The sequence below is a fragment of the Methylophilus sp. 14 genome (genome assembly GCF_015354345.1).
Classification (GTDB): domain Bacteria; phylum Pseudomonadota; class Gammaproteobacteria; order Burkholderiales; family Methylophilaceae; genus Methylophilus.
In genome coordinates, this window is sequence record NZ_JADKYS010000001.1 from 206512 (window position 1) to 230994 (window position 24483).

Below are 24483 nucleotides of genomic sequence, written 5' to 3' on the forward strand. Positions count from 1 at the left end.
TCGCAGATCAGGGAATGCGTAAACAGGAATTTTTGCTTATTTTTTACGCAGATTGATATGTGTGTCTATCAGTTGCAAGGCGCGGTCACGGAATAATGTGCCCTCGGTATCCTTGACCCACATGTGCAATAAGCCGGAAAAAAACAGGTGGGTATCCATGGCGAGTTCGGCGGCGGTGAGTTGGGTGCCTACCTGGCCAATTTCCTGGGCTTTGGCATAAGCCTGTTCCATTTTATGCACGAGTCCGCTACAGTTACTTAAAATTGATTTCAATACATCGGCAAACTCGTCGACATATTCGCACTTGGTCATCATGACTTCATAGGTGGCGCGTGTCGTCTGGTCATCGTCCAGGATTTGGATGGTACTTGCCAAGTGTTTGCGGATGCGGCCTAGCGGGTCGATATTGGACTCTTCGGCGTTGCCCAGCAGGGTATCATCCATACGGTCAATCAGGGGCAGGTAGACCTCTTCGCGCATGGCATGAAACAGTTCCGCCTTGTTCTGAAAGTGCCAGTAGACGGCGCCACGTGTGACGCTGGCGTGTGTGGCAATTTGCTCAAGGCTGGTGCGGCTAACGCCTTTTAGCAGGAACATCTCCCGCGCAGCATCAATAATACGTTGACGGGTGATGGCGGCATCTTCTTTGGTTTTACGTACCATAAGTCTCTATCGCTCTTTCAGGGTTCATTAAAGTTTGTTGCATTAAAAGTTTCATGTAAGTAGGGTATTTTACCAGTAGTCCTGGTGAGGCCATTTGGCAATTTTTTTGCAAAACCCATTTACATACATTCGTGTTTGTATATAATATACATCCAAGAATGTATGTAATCAAGTCTATTTATAAAATTTTTTGAGGATAACATGTTGATTTCACAGACTATCCAACCTCGTCGTACACTGGTTTTACTGGCTTTAGCCTCAGCATTGGCCGCTTGCGGCAAATCTCCTGAAGGGCAAAATCCTGCTGCGGGTGGCATGCCAGCCATGCCGGTGACCGTGCAGGCAGTGTCAGCGGAGACGGTTCCAATTCAAACAGAAGTGGTTGCACAAACAGAAGGTGCCAAGCAGATTGAAGTCCGTCCACGTGTGGGCGGTATTGTGCTTAAGCGCCTGTATCAAGAAGGTGAAACGGTGAAAGCTGGTCAGGATATGTTCCTGATTGACCCGGTGCCTTTCCAGTTGCAAGTGGAGCAAGCTAGAGCACTGATTGCACAGCAAAAAGCCCGTATCGAACAAACCGCACGTGAAGCGCAACGCCTGAAAGGCTTGCTGGAGACTAAATCCATCAGCCAGCGTGAATATGACAACGCCGCTTCTGATAACTCAGTCGCTGCCGCGACCTTGCTGCAATATCAGGCGCAGTTACGTGAAGCGGAGTTGAATTTGTCTTATACACACGTCAAGGCGCCTGAGGGTGGTATTGGCGGCCGTTTTGTCTTGTCTGAAGGCGCGCTGGCTACTGCCAATAGCACACTGTTAAGCACCATTGTGCAAGTGTCGCCTATCTGGGTACGTTTCAGCTTGTCCGAGTCTGAGTTGCAGGCATTGGGCGGGCATTTACGTCCGGGCAAAGTGCAAGATGTACGTTTGGTGCTGGCCGATGGTAGTGAGTATCCACTGTCAGGCAAAATCAACTTCTCTGCCAGCCAGATCGACCCGGCATTGGGCACACAGCAGTTGCGTGCCGAGTTCCAGAACCCGGACAGCGCATTGTTGCCAGGCCAGTTTGTACGTGTACGCCTGACCACAGGCAAGCGTGACGGCGTGTTCCTGATTCCGCAAACGGCGGTATTAACCGGCCAGCAAGGCAAGTTTGTGTTTGTGGCAGACAAAGACAAAGAAGGCAAAACCGTGGCTGCCGTCAGACCGATCACCGTGGGTGGCTGGTTCGGTGAGCGCTGGAGCGTATTGGATGGTTTGAAAGCCGGTGACCAGGTGATTACCGATAACCTGATCAAAGTGCGTCCAGGTGCCCCTGTTGCACCACATGCGCCCGATGCTGCTCCAGCAGGTGCGCCAGGCCAGGAAAAGCCTAAGTCTTAAGACGCAATCTCAGAAGTTTATATTATGTGATTCACGGCCTGAACGTCGATTCAGGCCGATTTCAGGAAAAACGATATGACCCGATTTTTTATCACACGCCCGATTTTTGCCAGCGTGCTGTCTATCATCATCGTGTTGTCTGGTTTGGCAGCGGCATTCAAGCTGCCCATTGCGCAATATCCGCAAATTGCACCACCAACCGTGATCATCACTGCCAGCTATCCTGGCGCCAGTGCTGAAACATTGTCCAAAACCGTGGCTGCCCCGATTGAGGAGCAGTTAAGCGGCGTGGAAAACCTGCTGTACTTTAACTCCAGCTCAGACAGTAGCGGTACTTTGACCATTACGGCGACGTTTGATATTGGTACCAACGTTGACCAGGCTACTTTTAACGTCAGCAACCGCGTGAATATTGCCTTGCCACGTTTGCCGGAAGACGTACGCCGGACTGGTGTTGTGGTGCAAAAACGTTCCAACGACATCCTGCTGGTGGTGATGCTGATCTCCAGCAAAAAAGAGCATGACCGTCTGTTCCTGAGTAACTACGCCACCTTGAATGTGCTGGATGAGTTCAAGCGTATTAAAGGCGTGGGTGATGTCACCATCTTTGGTGGTCAGGATTACTCCATGCGTATCTGGTTGCGTCCTGACCGTATGGCGCAACTGGGCGTGTCTACCAGCGATATTTCTGCGGCCATCAGTGCACAAAACGCGCAATACGCTGCAGGTAAGATTGGTGCAGAACCCGCGCCAGCCAGCCAGCAACTGTCATTTACGGTGACCGCAAAAGGCCGCCTGATTGATCCGGAAGAGTTCGGTAACATTATTGTGCGTGCGCAAGGCCCTAACGGTGTGCTGCGCCTGAAAGATGTTGCGCGTATTGAGTTGGGCGCACAGAGCTACAACGTGGCGTCTGCGTTAAATGGACAACCAGGTGTAGCGCTGCCTATCTTCTTGCAGAGTGGCGCCAATGCGCTGGAAACTGCTGAAGCCATCAAGGCCAAAGTCAACGAGTTGAAACTCAAGTTCCCAGAGGGCATGGACTACAACATCCCTTACGATACCAGTGACTTCGTGAAAGCGACCATCAAAGAAGTGTTCCATACCTTTGGTGAGGCGCTGGTGCTGGTGGTGCTGGTGGTGTTCCTGTTCCTGCAAAGCTGGCGCGCGACCCTGATCCCGATGATTGCGGTGCCAATTTCGATTATCGGTACCTTTGCCGGCTTGTATCTGTTCGGCTTCTCTATCAACCTGCTGACACTGTTTGCCATGATTCTGGCGATTGGTATCGTGGTGGATGATGCGATCGTGGTGCTCGAAAACACCGAGCGCCTGATGAAGGAGGAAAACCTCAATCCATTGCATGCGGCGATTAAGTCTATCGCCCAGGTGCAGGCGGCCGTGGTGGCGATTGTGCTGGTGCTGTGTGCGGTGTTCGTGCCCGTGGCGTTCCAGGGCGGTATTGCCGGTGAGTTGTATCGTCAGTTTGCGGTGACCGTGGCCATTTCAGTGGTGATTTCAGGCGTGGTGGCGTTGACCCTGACCCCGGCCTTGTGCGCGATGATTTTGAAAAATGGCCATCATGAGAATGCGTTTTTCAGGAAATTTAACCAGGGCTTTGACCGTTTAACCAAGCTGTATACCGGCACGGTCAACCTGACGTTGCATCATAAAATCATTGGTGCCGTGGTGTTTGGTGGCATGTTGATCGTGATGATCTTCCTGTTCCGTACCGTACCGGGTGGTTTTGTGCCGCCAGAAGACCAGGGCTATGTGATCAGTATCGTGGTGATGCCGGATGGCGCCACCTTGAAGCGTACTTCACAGACTACAGAAAACATCCGTGCAGCGATTGCCAAAGATCCGGCCACTGCGCATGAGTTTGCGGTGAACGGCTTTGAGTTGCTGACTGGCGCCAACAAAACCAATGCAGCGACCATGTTCGTGCGTATGAAAGACTGGGATGCACGGACCACCAATGCTGACCAGATGGTGGGTAAGTTGATTGGTATTGGTATGAGTCAGCCAGACGGTTTGAGCTTTGCCGTCAACCCGCCAGCGATTCGTGGCTTGGGTTCAGCCGGTGGTTTTGAGGTGTATGTACAAAGCCAAGGTGATACCGACCCGATCAAGTTGGCACAGGTGATGAACAACTTTATGGATGCGATGCGTGCTAACCCGCAGTTGACCGGTATCAACAGCTTCTTCCGCCCAACCGTGCCGCAATTGTTTATCGAGGTCGATGAAGCCAAGGCGTTGTCACAGAATGTCAAAATTTCAGACATTTATGCCACGCTGCAAAGCACCATGGGCTCACTGTATGTGAATGACTTTAACCGTAGCGGCCGTACCTACCGCGTGCAGTTGCAGGCAGAGGCTGAGTACCGCATGAAGCCTGAAGACCTGGGCAAAGTGTATGTGCGCAGCCAGCCAACGGCCGACAGTCCGGATGGCAATATGATCCCGATGTCTGCATTGGCTAAAGTGAGCAATATTGTCGGTGCCGAGCAGTTGGAGCGTTACAACGGCCTGCTGTCTGCCAAGGTGTTTGGTAGTGGCGCGCCAGGCGTGAGCTCAGGCGATGCGATCAAGCTGGTGGAAAAAATTGCCAAGGAAAACATGCCCGATGGTTACCAGATTGCCTGGACCGGCCAGGCCTACCAGGAGAAGCGTACTGGTTCAGCGGCGCTGGTAGCGTTTGGTTTTGCGACCATCATGGTGTTCCTGATCCTGGCAGCGCAGTTTGAAACCTGGGCCTTGCCACTGGCAGTGATTATGGCGATTCCGTTTGCCATGACCGGTGCCTTGATTGCGGTGCTGACACGCGGCATGAACAATGACATTTACTTCCAGATCGGCTTGATTACGCTGATCGGTCTGGCGGCGAAAAACGCGATTCTGATCGTGGAGTTTGCCTCACAGAAAATGGAAGAAGGCATGCCATTGGCTGAAGCTGCACTGGAGGCTGCACGTCTGCGCTTCAGACCGATTGTGATGACGTCGATGGCGTTTGTGCTGGGGATTATTCCATTGGTATTCGCCACCGGGGCCGGTGCGGCAGCGCGCCAGTCCATGGGTACCGGCGTGTTCGGCGGTATGTTGCTGGCGACTTTTATTGCCACCATCTTTATCCCGTTGTTCTTTACCTGGCTGACCAATGAGAAAAAAGTGCGTCACCATGGGCATATTGTAGAAGAGGAATCGGTATGAAACCGACAATGAAGTTTGCATTAAAACCGTTACAGCAGTCATTGCTGCTGGGCTTGCTGACCTTGTCCATGACAGGTTGCCAGATGCTAGGTGATTTGTATTCGCGTCCTGCACCACAGTTGCCTTCACAATATGGCACCGCCGGTGCCAGCGAGCTCAGCGCCGAGCAGCAACTGGCCTTGCAGCAATGGTGGACATTATTTAATGACAGCCAGTTAAACCAGCTGGTAGACACTGCACTCACCAAAAACAATAACGTGCAACTGGCGGTGGCACGCATTGAAGAGGCTGATGCGCAAATGCGTGAAATTGGCGCCAACCTGTTGCCAACAGTGACCGCCACCGGTTCCGGTTTGCGTAATCGTGTCACCGAGTCTGGTGTGTTCCCGGTGTTTGGCAATAACCCGCGTAAAACCTACAAAGTTGGTTTGAACGGTAGCTATGAGCTGGACTTGTGGGGCAAGCTACGCCGTGCCAATGAAGCCGCACGTGCGCAGTTATTGGCGACACGTTATGCCAAAGAGGCAGTGACTTGGTCATTGTCCAGCCTGGTGGCTAATCATTATCTGATGATACGCAGCCTGGATGCACAGTTGCTGGTCAACGCGCAAAACCTTAAAACGGCGCAAGACAGCCTGGACCTGGCCAAACGCCGGGTTGAAGGCGGCGTCTCTACCATTCTGGATGCACACCAGGCAGAGTTAGTGGTGACCACACTGCAAACGCAAACGCTGGAACTCAAGCGTCTGCGTGCCTTAAGTGAGCACCAGCTTGGCTTGCTGACCAATGACCTGGGTCTGAAAATTGCCGCAGGTGATCTCATGGCCATGCCAACACCACCGGTTGCGCCAACCGGTTTGCCATCTGCGCTCATGGAAGCAAGACCAGATGTGCGCCAGGCAGAACAGGACATGGTGTCAGCCAATGCCAATATTGCGGTGGCCCGCGCGGCGTTTTACCCAAGTATTTCGCTCTCTACCACTTACGGTGGCGAGAGTATCGCGCTGAATAACCTGCTGAAATCGCCAGCACGTGTCTGGTCACTGGGCCTGGATATCAGTCTGCCGATTTTCAACGGCGGCCGCTTGAACGCACGTTTAGATCAAGCCACTGCGCAGCAAAAACAAGTGCTGGCGACCTATCAAAACACCCTGCAAACGGCCTTTACCGAGGTCAGCGATGCACTGGTGAATGCACAGCAATACCGTGAGCAGGAAGCCTTGGCTGTGTCCAAGGAAAAAACCACGGGCGATATCCTGCGTGTGGCTAAAAATCGCTACGAAGCAGGCTATACCAGCTACCTAGAAGTGCTGGATGCACAGCGTAACCACAATGAGGCGACACAGGCTGTGGTGCAGAGCCGCCAGAATACGTTGACCGCATCGGTAGACTTGTTCAAGGCACTGGGCGGTGGCTGGAAGCCGGAAAGTGTTGCGGCTGAAGCGCAAGCTAAAAAGTAATTCTTTGCATGTGATGTGTGAGCTAGCCGGGGTGACGAGCAATCGTTACCCCGGTTTTTTTATGGGCGCAGCAACCTCAAGTGGCGTTGTTCATCGGTGTACATGTAAGATGCGGACATGACGACACCTTCATTAAAGCATATTGCCTTCGCCAGTTTTATCGGCACCGCCATCGAGTTTTACGATTTTTATATTTATGCCATGGCGGCTGCGCTGGTGATCGGACAGGTATTCTTCCCGGCCAGTGATCCGGCCATCCAATCTTTAAACGCCTTGCTCACGTTTGGACTAGCCTTTATTGCGCGCCCAGTAGGCGCAGTGCTATTCGGCCACTTTGGTGACCGCATTGGCCGCAAATCGACGCTGGCGGCGTCATTGCTGGTAATGGGCGGCTCTACATTTCTGATTGGTTTGCTGCCAGGCTATGCCAGCTGGGGTGTTTGGGCGCCGGTGCTGTTGTGCCTGTTACGCTTTGGTCAGGGCATAGGCCTGGGTGGCGAATGGGCCGGGGCGGCCTTGCTGGCCACCGAGTATGCGCCAGCCAACAAACGTGGCTGGTATGGCATGTTTCCACAGCTTGGGCCTTCCATTGGCTTTTTACTGGCGACCCTGACCTTTCTTGGATTAAGCCTGCTGTTAAATGAGTCACAATTTGCCCAGTGGGGCTGGCGGGTGCCGTTTATCATCAGTGCGGCCCTGGTCATCGTCGGCTTGTATGTGCGGTTTAAACTGGCCGAAACGCCAGTGTTTGCACAAGCGCAATCGGCACAGCATTTACACCGCTGGCCGTTAAAAACGCTGTTGTGGCAGCATGGGCGGGCGATTGTATTGGGCGCACTGGCGATGGCGGTGTGTTATCACCTGTTTTATACCGCCACCGTGTTTTGCCTCAGTTATGGCACACAAACATTGCAGATTGCCCGGCCTGTATTTTTGGGCTGGCTGTGTGTGGCCATTCTGGGTATGGTCATTGCCACGCCGCTCGCAGCCTGGTCGGCTGATCGTGTTGGCAGGCGCCCCGTGCTGCTCTGTGGGCAAGTGCTGGCCGTGCTGCTGGGCTTTGCCTTGGCGCCTATGTTGGGCAGCGGCCACTGGTTATGGATCGTGTTGTTTTTGTTTGTTGCGCTGTTTTTGATGGGCGTGACCTTTGCCCCCATGGGCGCGTTTTTGCCCGAGCAGTTTCCGGTGGCGGTGCGCTATAGCGGTGCGGGATTAAGCTATCAGCTAGGCGGCATTCTGGGGGCTTCGTTTGCGCCTGCGATTGCCCAGGCGTTGGTACAGCAGGGCGGTCTGACCTGGGTGGGTTACTATATGTCGGTCGTGGCTGTCATCAGTGCAGTAGCAGTCTGGCAAATGCCATCGGCGCCAGTATTAGAGGACTGAACTTGCCGCTGCGAGCAGGTATAATGCAACTTTTTTCACGGTGACACGGTATGTTTACCCATCCGGGATTTAACCCCATCGCATTACAAATCGGCAGTTTTGGTATCCACTGGTATGGGCTGATGTACCTGGTCGGCTTTTTTGGCGGTTTGTGGCTGGGGCAATATCAGGTCAAGCGCCTGCGTAAGCTGGATCCAGCCTCTCCCTGGCAGGAGCGTGACCCGGACGATATGTTGTTTTACATCGCCTTGGGCGTGGTGCTGGGTGGGCGTTTGGGGTATGTGCTGTTTTACCAACCTGCTTACTTTTTTCAGCATCCGCTGGAGATTTTTGCGCTTTGGCAAGGCGGTATGTCGTTCCATGGTGGCTTTATTGGTGTCATGGTGGCCATGGCCTTGTTTGCGCGCAAGCGTGGCGTCATTTGGCTGCAACTGATGGATTTTGTCGCGCCGCTGGTGCCAATCGGCCTGGGAGCAGGGCGATTGGGCAATTTTATCAATGCCGAGTTGTGGGGCCGCCCGACCAATGCTGATTGGGGCATGGTGTTTCCTGCGGTCGACCACGTGGCGCGTCATCCATCGCAACTGTATGAGTTTGCGCTGGAAGGCATTGTGCTGTTTTTGTTGTTATGGACCTTCGCCGGTAAAAAGCGCCCCATCGGTGCCGTCTCTGCATTGTTCCTGCTTGGTTATGGCAGCTTCAGGTTTATTGTCGAATTTACGCGTGAACCGGACAGCTTTTTAGGCCTGTTGTCGCTGGGCTTGAGCATGGGGCAGTGGTTATGCGTGCCCATGATCCTGGTCGGGCTGGGCATGATGCGCTGGGCGTATCGCAAGCATTAATGTTTTTTAAAAGCTGGCTGGGTCGCTAGTTCCAGTGCACTCAGCCAGCGTATGGCATATTCACGCGACTGTTGCGCATCGCCGCACATCTCCAGGCTGGGCTGCAAGCCGCCACAAAAATCCGGCCGTTCGGGTTTACCAAACAGTTTGCACTTGAATAACTCATCTAATTGAATACAGGCGACGCCAGCAGGCTTACCCTCAGGCATGCCTGGGATGGCGCTGGTAATCGACGGTGCAATACAACAGGCACCACACTGCGGACGGCAATCCATCGCGTTTATACATCGACCCAAGGGTAGCCCAGCGCTGACACCCCAGCTTTTAAATCCTGCATCGCCTGTTTGACCAACGCACTTTCGCCTTTCATGCCAACTTCTGTGGTGCGGCGCTGATTAGTACGCGGCAAGCTGAACAGTTTCAGCGCCGGATACTGGCTAAGCATCTCGTTCATTAAATCAATCAGGTCACTCTCACCTGCCTCGGTGATGACGATCGCCTGTTCCAGGTAGTCTGCGGTATTAAATAGCTGGCTGTAGTAAGTTTCTAGCACCCATTCCACCATGGGATGGGCCATTTCAGGGAAGCCGGGCACAAAATAATGCTGATTGAGGCTAAATCCAGCAACGCGGTTTACCGGGTTAGGGATCAGGTCGCAGCCTTGCGGAAAGTCGGCCATCAATACGCGCTTGGGATAAGCCGCCTCGCCATACTGGGCCTCAATATTGGCCACCGCCCCGGCATGGCGCTCAATCGGCACCCCGGCCGCGGCTGCTGCGCATTGGCGGGTATGGTCATCTGGCGTGGCCCCTATGCCGCCAAAGCTGAAAACGACATCGCCACGGGCCATACTGGCTTTGAGGTGACGGGTGATCTGGTCGGGAATATCGCCAATAAAATGCGCCCAGCTCAGTTGTAAACCGCGTGCTGACAGCAGAGAAATGACCTTGCTCAGGTGTGCGTCCTGGCGTTTGCCAGACAGAATTTCATCGCCGATGATATAAATGCCAAATTGATGCATGGTTAATTTGCGTAAATGTGTTTTGAAAGTGTTTTTCAAGGTCATCATAATACCAGCACGCGCTTTTTAATATGAGCTTGCTGTGAGGGATACCCCACAAAACTTAATCTAGCGCCATCATGTGAGCGTCAATGCAGTGACGCCACCCCTGACGAAGTCACTCTGTGTGATTGGATACAAGCAATTGACAAACTTTTTGTTTGATTTTGTGCGTCCGGCAGGTGCCATCCTTCTCTCCCGTTATGAGGAGTGGATCGTCGTTTTGTCGTATATTATTGCCGCCGTCGCCTCTATTCTTGCCATGCATCTGGCCGACCAGGCCAAACAGTTCCAGTTAACAAAAGATCAAAAGTTTGCGCTGCTGAGTGGCGCGATTGCTTTAGGCGCCGCGGTCTGGAGCATGCACTTTTTAGGCATGCTGGCCTTCGAACTCTGCGTCACCGTCAAGTATGCGCCACTGCCCACCCTGTTATCGATTTTGCCTGCGTTTGTCGCTGCCTGGGCGGCGATGCGCTGGATCTCGCAATCCGCCCGCGGCATGCGGCATTTATGGCTAGGAGGCATCATTATTGGCCTGGGTATTGGTGTGATGCATTACAGCGGCATGTTAGCCATGCGCACTGCCGCGGTGATGACGTTTAAACCATGGTGGGTTGCCATGTCTGTGGCGGTGGCGGTGCTGTTGGCCGTGCTCGCTTTATGGTTTCGCCAGCAATGTGAGGGGCTGCAGCGGCTGCGTGCGTGGCGTCACGTGGTGAGCGGTGCGGTGATGGGTGCTGCCATTACCATCATGCATTATGTGGGCATGGCTGCCGCCACGTTTGTCGGCTTGGCCGAATTTGCGCAGCCAGTGCCGACGGTGGACCGCTGGTATCTATCCACACTCGTCACCTTGGGCGCGATCACCTTGATTGGCGCTGTGATCGCACAAAACATGATTGTCAGGCAACGCCAGCTTGCGCGTGATTTGCAGTTCAAGGAACACCAAATGCGCGTGATTTTTCAAAATGCGATTGATGCCATTGTCATCACCGATGCCAAAGGCTTTATCCAGACAGTCAATCGCGCCTTTGAGGGCATGTTTGGCTATCAGGCGCAACGTATCACTGGTAAACATATTTCAAAAATGATCCCAGACTGGAAGCAGTTAAATGCCTATGCCAAAAAACGCAGGCAACTGGATACGACTGAAAAAATGGTGGCCGAGCGTCAGGGATTCCATGCCGATGGTCACGAAATTCCGCTCAGGATTGCACTGACCAGGGTGGTTGAAAACGAGTCAACCTTTTGCATTAGTTTTTTGATGGATATGACCGCATTTCACACCCAGCAAAACGCACTGGAAAAATTGCTGACCGAAGACCCGCTGACTGGGCTGTTTAACCGCCGCGGCTTAATGAGCCTGATGCGTGGCATTGCCAGCGGCGCGCAGGCGCACAACCTTAACCGAGGCATGATTTTATTGTTTCTGGATTTGGATGGTTTCAAGTCTGTGAACGACACACTGGGGCACGCCGCTGGCGACGAGGTGTTAATCACCTTGTCGCAACGTATTCCCGGTGTGTTGCGTGAAGAGGATATGGTGTGCCGGTTTGGCGGCGACGAGTTTGTGATTTTGCTAACGTTTACTGAGCATCCGAGGCTGCTTGCCAGCAAAATCGCCGATAAACTGATCGAGCGTATTCAACAGCCTATCCGTTTACAATCCGGCCAAGAAATCACAGTGGGGTGCAGCATAGGCGTGGCCTTTGCCTGGCCCAAAAAGAAAGAAGAAATAGAAGCGTTGCTAGAGAAAGCCGATGCTGCCATGTATCTGGCTAAAAAAGGCAATGCTGGAAAAGTTGTGTTTTCCAGCATTTAATGTGTACACCTTGCGGTGTGACTAGGCTTTTCTGAGCAGGCGCGAAATAAAAATCAGGAACACGGCACCAATCGTGGCGACGATAATGCTGCCGACCACACCGCCACTGGCACTTAAGCCCAACAAGCCAAACAGCCAGCCGCCGACAACCGCCCCAGCAATGCCCAGAATCAAATCCCAGATCAGGCCAAAGCCATCACCTTTCATAATCAAACCAGCCAGCCAACCGGCGATAATACCCACGATAATTGTCCAAAGCATGTGAATCTCCCTTGTTGTTGTGATGAAACCGTATGCTAACCAGAACGGATGATGCGATCTGTCAGTGTGTGTAGGAAAAGCCTGTCAGAAATGACTGGCAAGACCAAACTGGTGGAGACTATTTTTTCAGGCCGACCAATACCATGGCGACGCCAGCGACAAGCACGATAATACTCAAGGCTTGTGGCACCTCAACATCTTTGGTGATTTCTGCACTGGCTTCCAGCGAGCCGATTTTAGCCACGGTCTCTTTGCTCTCGTAACTAAAGCCTTTAAACACCAGCCCGGCGGTGCCGAGCGCAATCAGAATAATGCCTATCATGAGGGATGATTTCATTGTTAATTCTCCTGTGAGCTAAGTGGGCGATGTATTACCTTAACATAGCAAAGGGGTGATGCGTTATTCGCGAGAGCGTTATAGCCGCCCGAAATCAATAGACCGCATCATAATCACCCACATTCACAGGAATGATTTCTGCATCCTGAATGATCAGTTCTAAGGTGATACGGTAAGCCAGATTGATGGAGACTGAATGTAAGCCAGTTAATTTGCCACTGAGCGCATGTAACCTGAGTGAGGGATGATGTGGATTCGCCTCAAGTAGCTGTAATGTCTTTAGGTATTGTGAGCGTAGCTCGGGATGGCGTTTTAAAAAACGGGCTGCACGTTTGTTATATTGCTCGGTAAAAACTAAGTTGAACGTCACTTCAGTTCACCCTTATTCAGGCTGAATGAGTTTGTCCAAACGTGTCAAATGTGCCTCAGCCGACTCTTTGACAAACTTGCCCTCAGCCAAGTTAGCACGGCTTTCAGCCAGCGCAGCCTCCAGTTCACACTCGCGCAAATAGTGGTAATGCGCCAAATCCATCACCACATATTTATCTTTGCCACGCACAGAAACAACCACTTCTGTTTGTCCCTCCAAAGAAGCTTCAATCGCGGCAACGCCTTTGGTTTTTAAATCATTTGCTGTGAGATGTTGCATGATTAATCTCTTTTTGAGTGTGACTAATAGCATTCTAAATGATGTTATTAAAAATACTATAGTATTTTCTGACGTAAGATATGTCTCATCTGGTTGCGCATACTTCTCCTGCTTTTAGACTTGATTTCCATCTGTCATAAACAGGTTTTTTAGCGCTAGTTATCAGTTTCTGAATTTACTGTATTAGCTCATCTGATGAGTCAGCTTTTATCAGTTCCCAAGTTTTGCGCATAAGCAATCGCATTTTGATTACAGTTGGAAAATATTAATTATTAATTGGGATGATTCTATGGAGCATATAGTTCTTTCTGATAAAAGCGATCTGGATAATTTTGACCAAATCGACATTAGTCATGTATTTTCAGGTAAGAAAGTATATGAGCGTCATTTGATTGGGGTTTGGTTGAAGAGCGAGGCCTTATTGACTGGGAATGAGTTCCCTGTAGACCTCATACATGATGACAAACCTGATTTTTACTTTAAGTCTAAGGAAAGTAATCAGTGGGTTGGTGTGGAGGTCACTCGGGCCTGCAATATGGCGCAGAAGGAAGTTAAATATAGATTAGACAGCAGTGATCAGGCTTATTGCTATTCAGCTAATTCATTTACTCCGTTTATGACCAAGAAAAAGGCTAAAGAGTTGGTGAATGCGATTTCGGCTGGTGATGAGGTTCAAGTCGGGCCGCTTATGGGGGATGAGCCGGAGCGCCGATGGGCGGCATATCTGCAGCAGACTATGTATAAAAAGAAAACTGATTTTAATAAAGCAAACTTTAAGAAATTTTCTAAAAACATATTATTAATCAATGTTGAGATTCCCGGCATGGTAGCTGTTAGAGATTTTGATGTTGCCTTAAGCTGTCTTAGCGCTGGTTTATTTGATTTTTGGCACGAGCAGCCCACATTCGACTCTGTTTTCATACTTCATGATGATCTAGTCATTGAGATTGATGCAACATCTGTGGTTATTCATCAGACTCTACAAACCGTAAGTTAATGCGCGCTTTCCCAGTTGCTGCCACTGCCCACTTCAGCCAACAACGGTACATCCAGCGTGGCAACACTTTGCATGAGTTTGGGCAGGTTTTTCTGAATCAGCGCCAGTTCTGCATCCGGCACTTCCAGTACCAGTTCATCGTGTACCTGCATGATCAGTTTGGCTTGCAGTTTCTCGGCTGTCAGCCATTGGTCGACGGCAATCATGGCCAGTTTAATCAGGTCAGCGGCGGTGCCTTGCATAGGCGCGTTAATGGCGGCGCGTTCAGCGCCGTTGCGACGTTGCACATTGGCGCTGTTGATTTCTGGTACCCACAGGCGGCGGCCGAAAATGGTTTCCACATAGCCTTGTTGCTTGGCCAACTCACGCGTGTCGTTCATGTACTGGCGTACACCTGGGTAGCGGGCGAAGTAGCGTTCAATGTAATTGGCGGCGGCGCTACGCTCGATATTGAGGTTTTGTGCCAGGCCAAAGGCACTCATGCCGTAAATCAGGCCAAAGTTAATCACCTTGGCATACCGGCGCTGTTCGCTGTCGACAGCGGCACGTTCCACGCCAAAAATTTCGGCGGCCGTGGCGCGGTGAATGTCCTCATTGTTGGCAAATGCGCTGAGCATGCCTGCATCTTGTGACAGGTGTGCCATGATACGTAATTCAATTTGCGAATAGTCAGCAGACACAATATGCGCACCTGGCGGCGCGATAAAGGCTTCGCGGATACGGCGGCCCTCGGCCGTGCGCACGGGAATATTCTGCAAGTTGGGGTCCGAGCTCGCCAGGCGGCCGGTGATGGCCACGGCCTGGTTGTAATTGGTATGTACACGCCCAGTCTGCGCATTGATCATTTTGGGCAGTTTGTCAGTGTAGGTCGATTTCAGTTTGGCCAGGCTGCGGTGTTCCAGGATCACTTTAGGCAACGGGTAATCCAGCGCTAGCTCTTGCAATACGTCTTCGTCGGTTGAGGGCGCCCCGGAAGGCGTCTTTTTCAATGGCTTGATGCCCAGTTTGCCAAACAGAATCTCTTGCAGTTGCTTGGGGCTGCCGAGGTTAAATGGTTGCTCGGCCAGCTCGAATGCCTGTTTTTCAATCTCCATCAGGCGCAAGCCGATCTCATTGCTCTGACGGTTAAGCATATGGCTGTCAATGAGTACTCCATTACGCTCCATGCTTTGCAGCACCAGCATGCTGGGTAATTCAATTTTTTCATAAATGAAATTGAGTTTGTCAGAGGCGGTGACTTGCGGATGAAGTGCTTGGTGTAATTGCAGTGTGATATCAGCATCCTCAGCGGCATATTCAGCCGCTTGTTCCACAGTCACCTGGCTAAACCCGACTTGCTTGGCGCCTTTGCCTGCCACCGTTTCGTAGCTGATGGGCGTGATGCCGAGGTGGCGCTCGCTGAGCTCATCCATGCCATGGCCTTTGTGGCTCTCGAACACGTAAGATTCGAGCAGGGTGTCGTGCGCCACGCCTTGCAAATGAATGCCATGATTGGCCAGCACATGCATGTCATATTTCAGGTTCTGGCCGACTTTTTTAATCGCAGGATTTTCCAGGATGGGCTGCAATTTGTTTAACGTGGCCTGCAAAGGAAGTTGCTCTGGCGCATCAAAGTAATCGTGGGTGAGCGGCACATAAGCGGCTTCGCCCGGCGTCACACTAAACGACACGCCGACAATTTTTGCCTGCATGGCATCCAGCGAAGTGGTTTCGGTGTCAAAACAGATCAGCGCGGCTTGCTGTAATTGAGCAATCCAGATATCCAGGTCAGCGTTATTCAAAATGGTCTGGTACTGGCGGCGGGTATCTGGTGTGTAACTAGGCAGCGTTGGTTTATCGGCCTGGCTGGCCGCGGCAACTGTAGAGATGCTGGCAGAGCCTGCGGTCGATCCATCAGGCAGTTTGTCCAGTTCGCGTTTCCAGCTGCGGAATTCAAAGTGGTCAAACAAGGCCAGCAGTTTTTCTTTGTCTGGCGTTTGCGTCGTCAGTTGGTCAAAGCTTTCGCATAAGCCCACATCGCAGCGGATAGTAATCAGTTCTCGCGCTGTTGGTAGCCAGGGCAGGGCCTTGCGCAGGTTTTCACCCACCACGCCCTTGATATTGTCGGCATTGGCAATAATGTTATCCAGCGTGCCGTATTCGGTCAGCCATTTGACGGCAGTTTTCGGGCCCACTTTTTCCACGCCGGGGACGTTGTCTGCCGTGTCGCCGACCAGGATCAGGTAATCAATGATTTTGCTGGGCGGAATGCCAAACTTGTTTTCTACGCCAGCAATATCCAGCACGTCATCGGTTTTGCGGAAGGCATCGCGCATGGTATTTACCACGGTGATATGCTCGTTCACCAACTGTGTGATGTCTTTGTCGCCGGTGGAGATAATGGTTTTGATGCCTGCTTTTTCGGCTTGCTTGGCCAGTGCGCCAATGACGTCGTCGGCTTCCACACCTTCTTCGATAATCAGTGGCCAGCCCATGGCGCGTATGGTTTCATACAGCGGCTCGATTTGCGCACGCAGGTCGTCCGGCATGCTGGCGCGGTTGGCCTTGTATTCAGGGTAGAGGTCGTCACGGAAGGTTTTGCCTTTGGCATCAAACACACAGGCGCTGTAATCGGACGGATAGTCTTTGTGCAGGCGGCGCAGCATGTTGAGCACGCCCTGAATCGCACCTACCGGCTCATTGGCCGAATTGCGCAAATCCGGCATGGCGTGAAAGGCGCGATAAAGGTAACTGGAACCGTCTACCAGAAGCAAGGTTTTCATTGTGCGTTCTCGTGAATCAAATCAATGGCGTATTTTACGCATTTCAAAGCGACTTCATGTACACTAATTTGCTGTGTCATTTGAAAGATCGATGTATGAATAGCAGAAAGCTACCAAGCATGGTAGAGCCTGAATTGTTAGATGGCGATGATGTCACGCATGAATCCTGGCGCGCATTTGAGATCATGGCCGAGTTTGTCGGCGCCACCGAAAACCTCAAAGCCATTATGCCGGCGGTGTCTATTTTTGGCAGTGCGCGGACCAAGCCTGACCATCCTTATTACCTGCTCACCGAAGAAATTGCGCGCTTATTGTCTGATTCAGGCTTTAGCGTCATTTCTGGTGGTGGTCCCGGCATTATGGAGGCTGCCAACAAAGGCGCGTTCCCCGGCCGTGGGGCTAGCGTCGGCCTCAATATCAAATTGCCATTCGAGCAACACGGTAATCCCTACCAGGATATTGGCATCAGCTTTAAATACTTTTTTATGCGCAAGGTGATGTTTGTGAAGTATGCCAGCGCGTTTGTGGTGATGCCTGGCGGATTCGGTACGCTGGACGAAGTGATGGAAGCGATTACGCTGGTGCAGACTGGCAAGAGCCGCAAAATCCCGATTATCCTGGTTGGTAGCCAGTTTTGGGCCGGTTTGGTCGACTGGTTGCGCAATACGCTGGTGGCAGAAGGCATGGCCTCGCCTGAGGATATGGACCTGATCCAGATTATTGATGAGCCGCAGCAGATTGTGGATGCGATCTTCAAGCATTATGAAACCACCGGCTTTGAGTTGACCCCGGCCGAGCGCAAGATGCAGCTGTATTTGTAATTGTGTGGTTTGGCGTGCCCGGCGCAGTGTGTCGGGCGCGATTTTAGAAGTTTATTATGTGTGCAGTGACCGCCAGCGCGTGGGTTTTTGCTAGAATAGTCGTTAATGACTAAGGAGTCTTCCATGCGTGATTTTTCCCGTTTATTGCTGGCAGGTATCTGCATCGCTGCGATTGCGATGCCGGTGTGGGCTGCTGCCCCCAACAATGCTGAGTTGCTAGAAGAAGTACCATCGCCCCCCAAGGTGATTGAAGGGCAGCCGATTGACCAGCCCAGCGTGAATAAACGCAAAGATGGCGAAAATGACATCGAGGAATATAGCCTGAATGGTGAGGTCTATATGGTCAAGGTGACGCCACCGAGTGGCAAATCCTACTACCTGCATCGTGAAGACCGTAATGGTGACTGGGTGCATGATGGCCCGACCCGTCCACTGTCTGTTCCTAAATGGATCCTGTTCCGATTCTAATCCTGATCGCCTGTCTTGACTGGCAGGCTAGCCAATAATTATGTCTGTTTTTACCACCCTGAGTTTGGATGAAGTGCGCCAGTGGCTGGCGCCTTTTAATGTTGGCGAGTTGCATACCCTGCGCGGCATTGCTGCCGGCATCACCAATACCAATTATTTCGTTGAAACCAGTCAGTCACGTTTTGTACTGACTGTGTTTGAAAAGAACGACTTTGATGAGTTGCCGTATTTCGTGCATTTGATGACGCATTTGTCACGGCACGACATTCCTTGTCCCAAGCCCGTCACGGACCAGAATAACATTGCCTTGCACCGCATTCATGGCAAGCCAGCCTTGATGGTGAGTTGCCTGAAAGGCAGCGATGTTAGCCAGCCCAATGTCAAACAGATTGAAGCCGTGGCCAGGACATTGGCGCGCATGCATGTGGCCGGGCTGGACTTTCATGAGCAGTCGCACAATCAACGTGGGCAAGGCTGGCGCGCGATGACCGCGCAGCAAGTCATGCCCAAGCTGGCACCGGTGCAGCAACATCTGCTGCAAGAAGAACTGGAGTTCCAGCATAGCCTGGATTTGTCACGTTTGCCACATGGTGTCATTCATGGCGATCTGTTCCGTGACAATGTGTTGTTTGATGGCGACACTCTTGGTGGCTTTATTGATTTTTACTACGCCTGCCACGATGTGCTTGCCTACGATGTCGCGATTGCTGCCAATGAGTGGTGCGTAGATGCCGCTGGAAACTTTGTCGATGAGAAGCTGGCGGCGTTCATGAATGCTTACCAGTCCGAGCGCCCGTTTACCGTGGCGGAGAAGACCCACTGGCCTGCCTTGCTGCGCCGTGCGGCCTTGCGTTTCTGGTTATCGCGCCTGTATGATTTTTATTATCCGGTGACCGGCGAACTGACGCATGCCAAAGATCCTGCGCATTTCGAGCGGGTATTGCTGAATCGTAAAGTGTTGACTTAAATAAGTAGTAGAAACATAAAAAAGGGATACTCATGACAGAAACAGGGAGCCAGCGCGGTGTACGCTGGGTGAAAGAAAGTCTGGCCTTGTTCCGCACACAGCCGCATGTCTGGATGCTGTGCTCACTGGCCTATATCGTGATTTTCATGGTGCTGCCTTCATTGCCCATGCTCGGGTTCCTGGGCCTGGTGTCGGTGGTGATCTGGCCGGTGTGCATGGCTTTGATTGTGATGTTATATCGACAAGTGGATTTGCAGGGCAGCATGTCACCGCCAGCCGTCTGGCAGCAATTACAACAGAATTTCAAGCCCTTGGTGCTGCTGGGCGCAAGCTGCCTGGTCTATGCCGTGCTGGCGACCTATTTGCTCAGTAGCGAGTTGGCATCCCTGATTTCGCATGCGCCGACCAAAGCGGGCATGACGGAGTCGCAAATGACACTGTTCCTGGAGAACACGCTGTCTTTTATCGTCAAGGTGTTGCTGCTGTTACTGCCATTGTTTATTGCGACCTGGTTTTCCCCCATGCTGATTGCCTTGAATGGCTATCCTTTGCTCAAGGCCATTAAATCCAGTATTGCCGGCATGCTGCAATATACGGTGCCCATGAGCGTTTCCTGGCTGGTGATGACGGTGGGGATGCTGGTGGTAATGCTTGGCCTGGGGCTGGTCATCGGTATCCTGGGGGCGTTAATCCCTATGCTGGCACAACTGCTGATGCCCTTATTGGTATTTGCCGCCTTGCTGGTGATTAATGCCCTGATGTTTGCGTTCCAATATATCAGCTACAAGGATGTATTCAGGGCTGCGCCACAAGTCTAAGTGCGCCACAAGTCTAGGCCTGATTCAACACGTTAAGCGCTTGCCGATTGCTTGTTTCTACGCTCGGTAAACAGGCTGTTGCCTATGGTCTTTTTGGCCTGTTTTTTAGCGTTGCTCATGGCGCCAGCCACTTCGTGATGGCTGGCAAAGCTGTCCGAGCAAGCCCGCACGGCGCCAATGGACAAACTGCCAAACGGATAAAAATGCTCATTGCCCAGGCGGTCTTCGATGCGGATGCCGCCCAGCTGCACGTCTTTCAAGTCATAAAAATCTGGCATCACCTTGGCAATCGTCTCCAAGATGTCATGACAAATCACTTCCCAATCCTCGCTTTGAAAAATCAGCACAAAGTCATCGCCGCCAATATGGCCGACAAAATCATGTTCGTTATTGACCATACTGCTCAATAAGCGACCGACAAACTGAATGACTTCGTCACCACGGCGGTAGCCATAGGCATCGTTAAATGGTTTGAAGTGGTCCAAGTCACAATAGCACGCCACAAACGGGATGCGGCGCTCCAGCAGCTTATCAATATGGGCATTGATGGGCACATTGCCCGGCAGCAAAGTGAGCGGGTTGGCGTAGCGCGCGGCATGAATTTGCATATTGGTGACTTCGCGTAGCAAGGCATGCCCGCTGCCCATGCCGACATAGCGCTCACCATCCACAATCATAAAGCCGTTGAGCAGGTATTTGGGGTCTGCCGCCAAAATCAGCTCACTCAGCGCCAGAATCGTCATGTCTTTTTGCACCATCAGGCAGTGGGTATCCATAAAGGTGGTGCAAGATTTTTTGCCATGCAGCTCTTTTTGGTAACGGCGCGCAAACCGGTCTATGGTGTCGTAGCGGCTGATCAGCCCCAAGGGGATGCCTTGCTGATTGATCACTGGAATCGAATTGAGCGTGGTGTCGCTGTTAAACCAGTTGTAGACCTCTTCATTGCTCATTTCCGGGAAGGCGGCCGGTTGGTAGCTGGTTAAACCAACCACCGTGGCCTGCTTGGACGCATGGCTTTGCTGGTCAGCAAACAGGCGGACGATGTTTTTATTCAGCAGGTTATGGACTTCTTCGGTGAGCGCGTATTGAAACTTGGGGAACGGCCGTCCAAACAGATAGCCTTGGGCAAAGTCTATTTTCAAGTCTTTGATGACCGCCAGTTCTTCCTTGGTTTCAATACCTTCAGCAATGGTCAGCGTATTCGATTCAACCGCGATTTTCTGGATGCCGCGCACAAACTCCAGCTTCATGGGGTCGTTGTGGATATTGGCAATAAAATGCTTGTCTATTTTGACATATTCCGGCGACAGCTCAGACCACAACCGCAAGCTGGACGTCCCTTCACCCAGGTCATCCAGTGCGATTTTGAACCCCATTGCCTTAAAGCGCAGAATCGCATCGCGGAGTTCGGCATAATCGCGGATGGTCGAGCTCTCGGTGATTTCAATCACGATATCGCTGGCTCGCAGTCCGCATTTTTCCAGCTGCGTTAAGCCAAACGACAAGTGCCCCTCGTTTAATAGCAGGCAGTCCGGGCTGAAATTCACAAACAATGGGTGTGAACGGTCTGTGCGGCTATATTCGGTAAAAATCACTTCACGCGCCGCATATTCCATGTCTATATTCAGGCCACACAGGCTGGCGGCATTAAACAGCGCAATTGGCGAATGCAACCTGGATTCCACCGGGCCACGGATTAGCGCCTCATGCGAGAACACGCGCGCCTGTTTGAGATCGACGATAGGTTGAAACAGCGGCAGCAAATTGCGCTGCGCCAAAATGGCTTCAACCTCTAGCTGTGGCGGGGCATATATCATGCCAGCAGTATCGACTGTTTTAACTGCTTCTTGATTAAGTTGTGCAAATGGTGGATGAAATATTTATGACAGTCCCCTGCCAATCATCGTTGGCATGGGACTCAGAGGCTGACAGTATAGATTAGAGTTTTTCCAGTTTGGCGTATTCCAGCATTAGCGTTTTCAGGCCAGCACTACCAAAATTTACTTTAATGGTCAGGTCGCTGTTGTTGCCTTCGTAGCTCACCACCACGCCCTCACCAAATTTGCCATGACGCACACTCTGGCCAATCTTGAACGGGTAATTGGATTGTGCGCTGCTGGCTTGTGCCACTGGTGCGTGGTATTGACCACCTGCGGCATAAGGCTTGGCCACTGGTTTGCTGTTCAGGCGCTTGGTCAGCTCGGCCGGGATTTCATCAATAAAGCGCGAGGCAATGCCATAACGCACCTGCCCATGCAGCATACGGCTTTGCGCGTAAGTCAGGTAGAGGCGTTGGCGCGCGCGCGTGACGGCAACATACATCAAGCGGCGCTCTTCTTCCAGGCCGCCATTCTCGTAGGCGGCCTGCTCATGTGGGAACAAGCCTTCCTCTACACCGCCGATAAACACGCTATGAAACTCCAGGCCTTTGGCGGCGTGCACCGTCATCAGTTGCAAAGCCTCATGGCCAACATCTGCCTGGTGGTCGCCTGCTTCCAGGCTGGCGTGGTTTAAAAACTGTGTCAGCAGGTCGGCGTCTTCTTCCATATTATGGTGATTGCCCAGATCCCGGTTGCTAAACGCCACCGCAGCCGTGACCAGTTCCTGCAAGTTCTCAATGCGGTCTTCACCCTCTTTGTCGTTCTGGTAGTGCGCCATCAGACCACTGAGGTTGATGACCATTTCTGCCATTTCACCCAAGGTGATACCGTAGCCCTGATCAACCATTTGGCGAATCAGCGCAACAAAACCATCCAACCCTTTGCTGCCGAGCTTGCCTTCGCCGACTTTATTTGTCGCGGCTTGCCATAAGCTGCACTCGTTTTGGCGGGCGGCTTCTTGCAGTTGTTCCAGGCCTCGCGCACCGATGCCGCGTGGCGGAAAATTCACAATACGCAACAGCGCCGTGTCGTCGTTCGCATTCGCAATCAGGCGCAAATAAGCCAGTGCGTGCTTAATCTCGGCGCGCTCAAAAAAGCGCAGGCCGCCATAGACGCGGTAGGGGATGTTGGCCGAAAATAACGTGTGCTCAAGAATACGTGACTGCGCATTGCTGCGATAGAGTAGCGCCATGTCGCCCAGCGGCACGCCTTCTTTTTGCAGCATGTTCACTTCGTCGACAATAAACTGCGCCTCGTCGGTATCGTTGTAGGCTTCATAAATACGAATCGGCTCGCCTTTGCCTGCCGAGGTCCACAGGTTCTTGCCCATGCGGTTACGGTTGTTGGTGATGATGGCGTTGGCCGCATCTAGAATATTGCTGTGCGAACGGTAGTTTTCTTCCAGCTTGACGATATTCTGCACATTAAAGTCGCGCTGAAAGTCGTTCATATTGCCGACGCGCGCGCCACGGAAAGCATAAATACTCTGGTCGTCGTCCCCCACCGCAAAAATGCTGTTATGCGCGCCACCCAGCAGCTTTAACCATAGATATTGCAGGCGGTTGGTATCCTGGAACTCATCCACCAAAATATATTGAAAGCGCTGCTGATAATGGGCACGGATATGCGGCTCGCGCTCCAAAAGCTCGTAGCAACGCAATAACAATTCAGCAAAATCGGCCACGCCTTCGCGGTTGCATTGCAGGTCATAAGCTGCATAAATCTCACGCAATTTCTGGCTGTGGCCGTCATACGCATCCACCGTCTCGGCGCGCAAACCTTCTTCTTTGCAGCTATTGATATAACCCATCACCTGCTTGGGTGGATATTTCTCATCGTCGACGTTCATCGCCTTCATCACGCGCTTGATCGCAGACAACTGGTCTGAGGTATCCAGAATCTGAAAAGTACTTGGTAAACGTGCTTCGCGGTAATGCGCGCGCAACATACGGTTACACAAACCGTGAAATGTGCCCGCCCACATGCCGCGTGTATTAATCGGCAGCATGCTGGTCAAACGCGTCAACATTTCCTTAGCCGCTTTGTTGGTAAAGGTCACCGCCATCAGCCCCATGGGTGAGGTTTGACCGGTTTGAATCAGCCAGGCGATACGGGTTGTCAGTACCCGGGTTTTGCCGCTGCCCGCGCCTGCCAGAATCAGTGCCGAGACATGCGGCAGGGTGACCGCTTGCAGTTGTTTATCGTTGAGACCCTGAAGGAGATTGGTTTCAGATTGCATGCGGGTATTATCGCATGATGTGCAGGGTAATTTTACGGATGGGGTGCTTGTTTTGTGTGTTGCGGTGACCTTCGTCATTCCGGCGTCGGCTGGAGTCGAGGCGTGGTGAGATTGCAATAAAAGATTGTTCTTTAGATTGGTTGTTGTAGGGGGGGGCATGAATGCCCACGCGGTTGTGGGTGTTTGTGTGGTTGCCTTTCGCCTTTATGGCGAGTTACTTTTCTTTGCTTGCCCAAAGAATAAGTAACCAAAAGAAATGCACCCCAGCTTCCGCTTATTTCCTGCGTTGCTCGTCAAAATAAGCGCTCGCGAAACTCATCCTAGCGGCCTGCAAAAAACGCAGGCCACCGCGGGATTCGGACAGCCGCTCGCTTCATCTTATTTTGCCTGCGCTACTCGGCGCGGCAGATGGGGACCCCGAACACCATGCGACTGCAACCATCGATGGCTTTAATACAAGA

General features: G+C 52.1%; 21 protein-coding genes. 11 read left to right on the forward strand and 10 right to left on the reverse strand.

Annotation, left to right across the window (positions count from 1 at the left end; translation table 11 throughout):
- Positions 1-36: 36 nt before the first annotated feature.
- Entirely contained in the window at positions 37-663 is a 627-nt protein-coding gene (locus INP78_RS01160) for a TetR family transcriptional regulator (protein WP_194740386.1), read from the reverse strand.
- 201 nt (positions 664-864) lie between these two features.
- Here INP78_RS01160 and INP78_RS01165 point away from each other — a divergent pair, with 201 nt between their 5' ends.
- The 5 genes from INP78_RS01165 to lgt all read left to right on the forward strand — a co-directional run bounded on the left by INP78_RS01165 (position 865) and on the right by lgt (position 8941).
- Positions 865-2046 (forward strand): efflux RND transporter periplasmic adaptor subunit, encoded by a 1182-nt coding sequence (locus INP78_RS01165; protein WP_194740387.1) that lies wholly within the window; start codon positions 865-867, stop codon positions 2044-2046.
- 75 nt (positions 2047-2121) lie between these two features.
- Positions 2122-5256 (forward strand): efflux RND transporter permease subunit, encoded by a 3135-nt coding sequence (locus INP78_RS01170; RefSeq protein ID WP_194740388.1) that lies wholly within the window; start codon positions 2122-2124, stop codon positions 5254-5256.
- Positions 5253-6716 (forward strand): efflux transporter outer membrane subunit, encoded by a 1464-nt coding sequence (locus tag INP78_RS01175; RefSeq protein ID WP_228522579.1) that lies wholly within the window; start codon positions 5253-5255, stop codon positions 6714-6716. Before INP78_RS01170 ends, INP78_RS01175 begins: the two co-directional genes overlap by 4 nt.
- A 117-nt stretch (positions 6717-6833) precedes the next feature.
- A complete protein-coding gene (locus tag INP78_RS01180) occupies positions 6834-8099 on the forward strand; it encodes an MFS transporter (protein WP_194740389.1) in 1266 nt (421 codons plus the stop codon).
- A 50-nt stretch (positions 8100-8149) separates the two neighbouring features.
- Positions 8150-8941, forward strand: coding sequence for a prolipoprotein diacylglyceryl transferase (gene lgt, locus INP78_RS01185; RefSeq protein WP_194740390.1), 792 nt, complete (start codon positions 8150-8152; stop codon positions 8939-8941).
- On the opposite strand, the gene INP78_RS01190 is transcribed toward lgt, so the two are convergent.
- Both INP78_RS01190 and INP78_RS01195 read right to left on the reverse strand, forming a co-directional pair.
- Entirely contained in the window at positions 8938-9216 is a 279-nt protein-coding gene (locus INP78_RS01190) for a YkgJ family cysteine cluster protein (RefSeq protein ID WP_194740391.1), read from the reverse strand. The genes lgt and INP78_RS01190 overlap by 4 nt on opposite strands.
- Positions 9217-9221: 5 nt before the next feature.
- Entirely contained in the window at positions 9222-9962 is a 741-nt protein-coding gene (locus INP78_RS01195) for a molybdopterin-binding protein (protein ID WP_194741071.1), read from the reverse strand.
- Positions 9963-10146: 184 nt separating this feature from the next.
- Between INP78_RS01195 and INP78_RS01200 the strand changes: the two genes are divergently transcribed.
- Entirely contained in the window at positions 10147-11823 is a 1677-nt protein-coding gene (locus INP78_RS01200; protein ID WP_228522580.1) for a diguanylate cyclase, read from the forward strand.
- 21 nt (positions 11824-11844) lie between these two features.
- Here the strand turns inward: INP78_RS01200 and INP78_RS01205 are convergent, their stop codons facing one another.
- From INP78_RS01205 to INP78_RS01220, 4 genes are all read right to left on the reverse strand, one after another.
- A complete protein-coding gene (locus tag INP78_RS01205; RefSeq protein ID WP_194740392.1) occupies positions 11845-12084 on the reverse strand; it encodes a GlsB/YeaQ/YmgE family stress response membrane protein in 240 nt (79 codons plus the stop codon).
- Positions 12085-12202: 118 nt separating this feature from the next.
- A complete protein-coding gene (locus INP78_RS01210) occupies positions 12203-12421 on the reverse strand; it encodes a hypothetical protein (RefSeq protein WP_228522581.1) in 219 nt (72 codons plus the stop codon).
- 94 nt (positions 12422-12515) lie between these two features.
- Positions 12516-12791 carry a plasmid stabilization protein gene (locus INP78_RS01215; RefSeq protein ID WP_194740393.1) on the reverse strand — a complete coding sequence of 92 codons (276 nt, stop codon included), beginning with the start codon at positions 12789-12791 and terminating at the stop codon, positions 12516-12518.
- Between the two features lie 12 nt (positions 12792-12803).
- On the reverse strand, positions 12804-13070 hold the full coding sequence (locus INP78_RS01220; RefSeq protein WP_194740394.1) for a type II toxin-antitoxin system Phd/YefM family antitoxin: 267 nt from the start codon (positions 13068-13070) through the stop codon (positions 12804-12806).
- A 289-nt stretch (positions 13071-13359) separates the two neighbouring features.
- Between INP78_RS01220 and INP78_RS01225 the strand changes: the two genes are divergently transcribed.
- Positions 13360-14067: a hypothetical protein gene (locus INP78_RS01225; protein WP_194740395.1), complete on the forward strand. Its 708-nt coding sequence runs from the start codon at positions 13360-13362 to the stop codon at positions 14065-14067.
- Here the strand turns inward: INP78_RS01225 and polA are convergent.
- The gene (gene polA / locus INP78_RS01230) at positions 14064-16829 is read right to left on the reverse strand and encodes a DNA polymerase I (protein WP_194740396.1); all 2766 of its coding nucleotides are present in this window, start codon (positions 16827-16829) and stop codon (positions 14064-14066) included. The two genes, INP78_RS01225 and polA, sit on opposite strands and share 4 nt — an antisense overlap.
- A gap of 95 nt (positions 16830-16924) precedes the next feature.
- Here polA and INP78_RS01235 point away from each other — a divergent pair, with 95 nt between their 5' ends.
- From INP78_RS01235 to INP78_RS01250, 4 genes are all read left to right on the forward strand, one after another.
- Entirely contained in the window at positions 16925-17650 is a 726-nt protein-coding gene (locus INP78_RS01235; RefSeq protein WP_194740397.1) for a TIGR00730 family Rossman fold protein, read from the forward strand.
- A 123-nt stretch (positions 17651-17773) separates the two neighbouring features.
- Positions 17774-18118: a DUF2782 domain-containing protein gene (locus INP78_RS01240; RefSeq protein WP_194740398.1), complete on the forward strand. Its 345-nt coding sequence runs from the start codon at positions 17774-17776 to the stop codon at positions 18116-18118.
- 40 nt (positions 18119-18158) lie between these two features.
- Positions 18159-19085 carry a homoserine kinase gene (locus INP78_RS01245; protein ID WP_194740399.1) on the forward strand — a complete coding sequence of 309 codons (927 nt, stop codon included), beginning with the start codon at positions 18159-18161 and terminating at the stop codon, positions 19083-19085.
- A gap of 32 nt (positions 19086-19117) precedes the next feature.
- Positions 19118-19903, forward strand: coding sequence for a BPSS1780 family membrane protein (locus INP78_RS01250; protein WP_194740400.1), 786 nt, complete (start codon positions 19118-19120; stop codon positions 19901-19903).
- 32 nt (positions 19904-19935) lie between these two features.
- Here INP78_RS01250 and INP78_RS01255 read toward each other — a convergent pair whose 3' ends face one another.
- Both INP78_RS01255 and INP78_RS01260 read right to left on the reverse strand, forming a co-directional pair.
- On the reverse strand, positions 19936-21720 hold the full coding sequence (locus INP78_RS01255; RefSeq protein WP_194740401.1) for a GGDEF domain-containing protein: 1785 nt from the start codon (positions 21718-21720) through the stop codon (positions 19936-19938).
- Between the two features lie 121 nt (positions 21721-21841).
- Complete coding sequence (locus INP78_RS01260; protein ID WP_194740402.1) at positions 21842-24022, reverse strand: UvrD-helicase domain-containing protein; 2181 nt, start codon at positions 24020-24022, stop codon at positions 21842-21844.
- Positions 24023-24483: the final 461 nt, after the last annotated feature.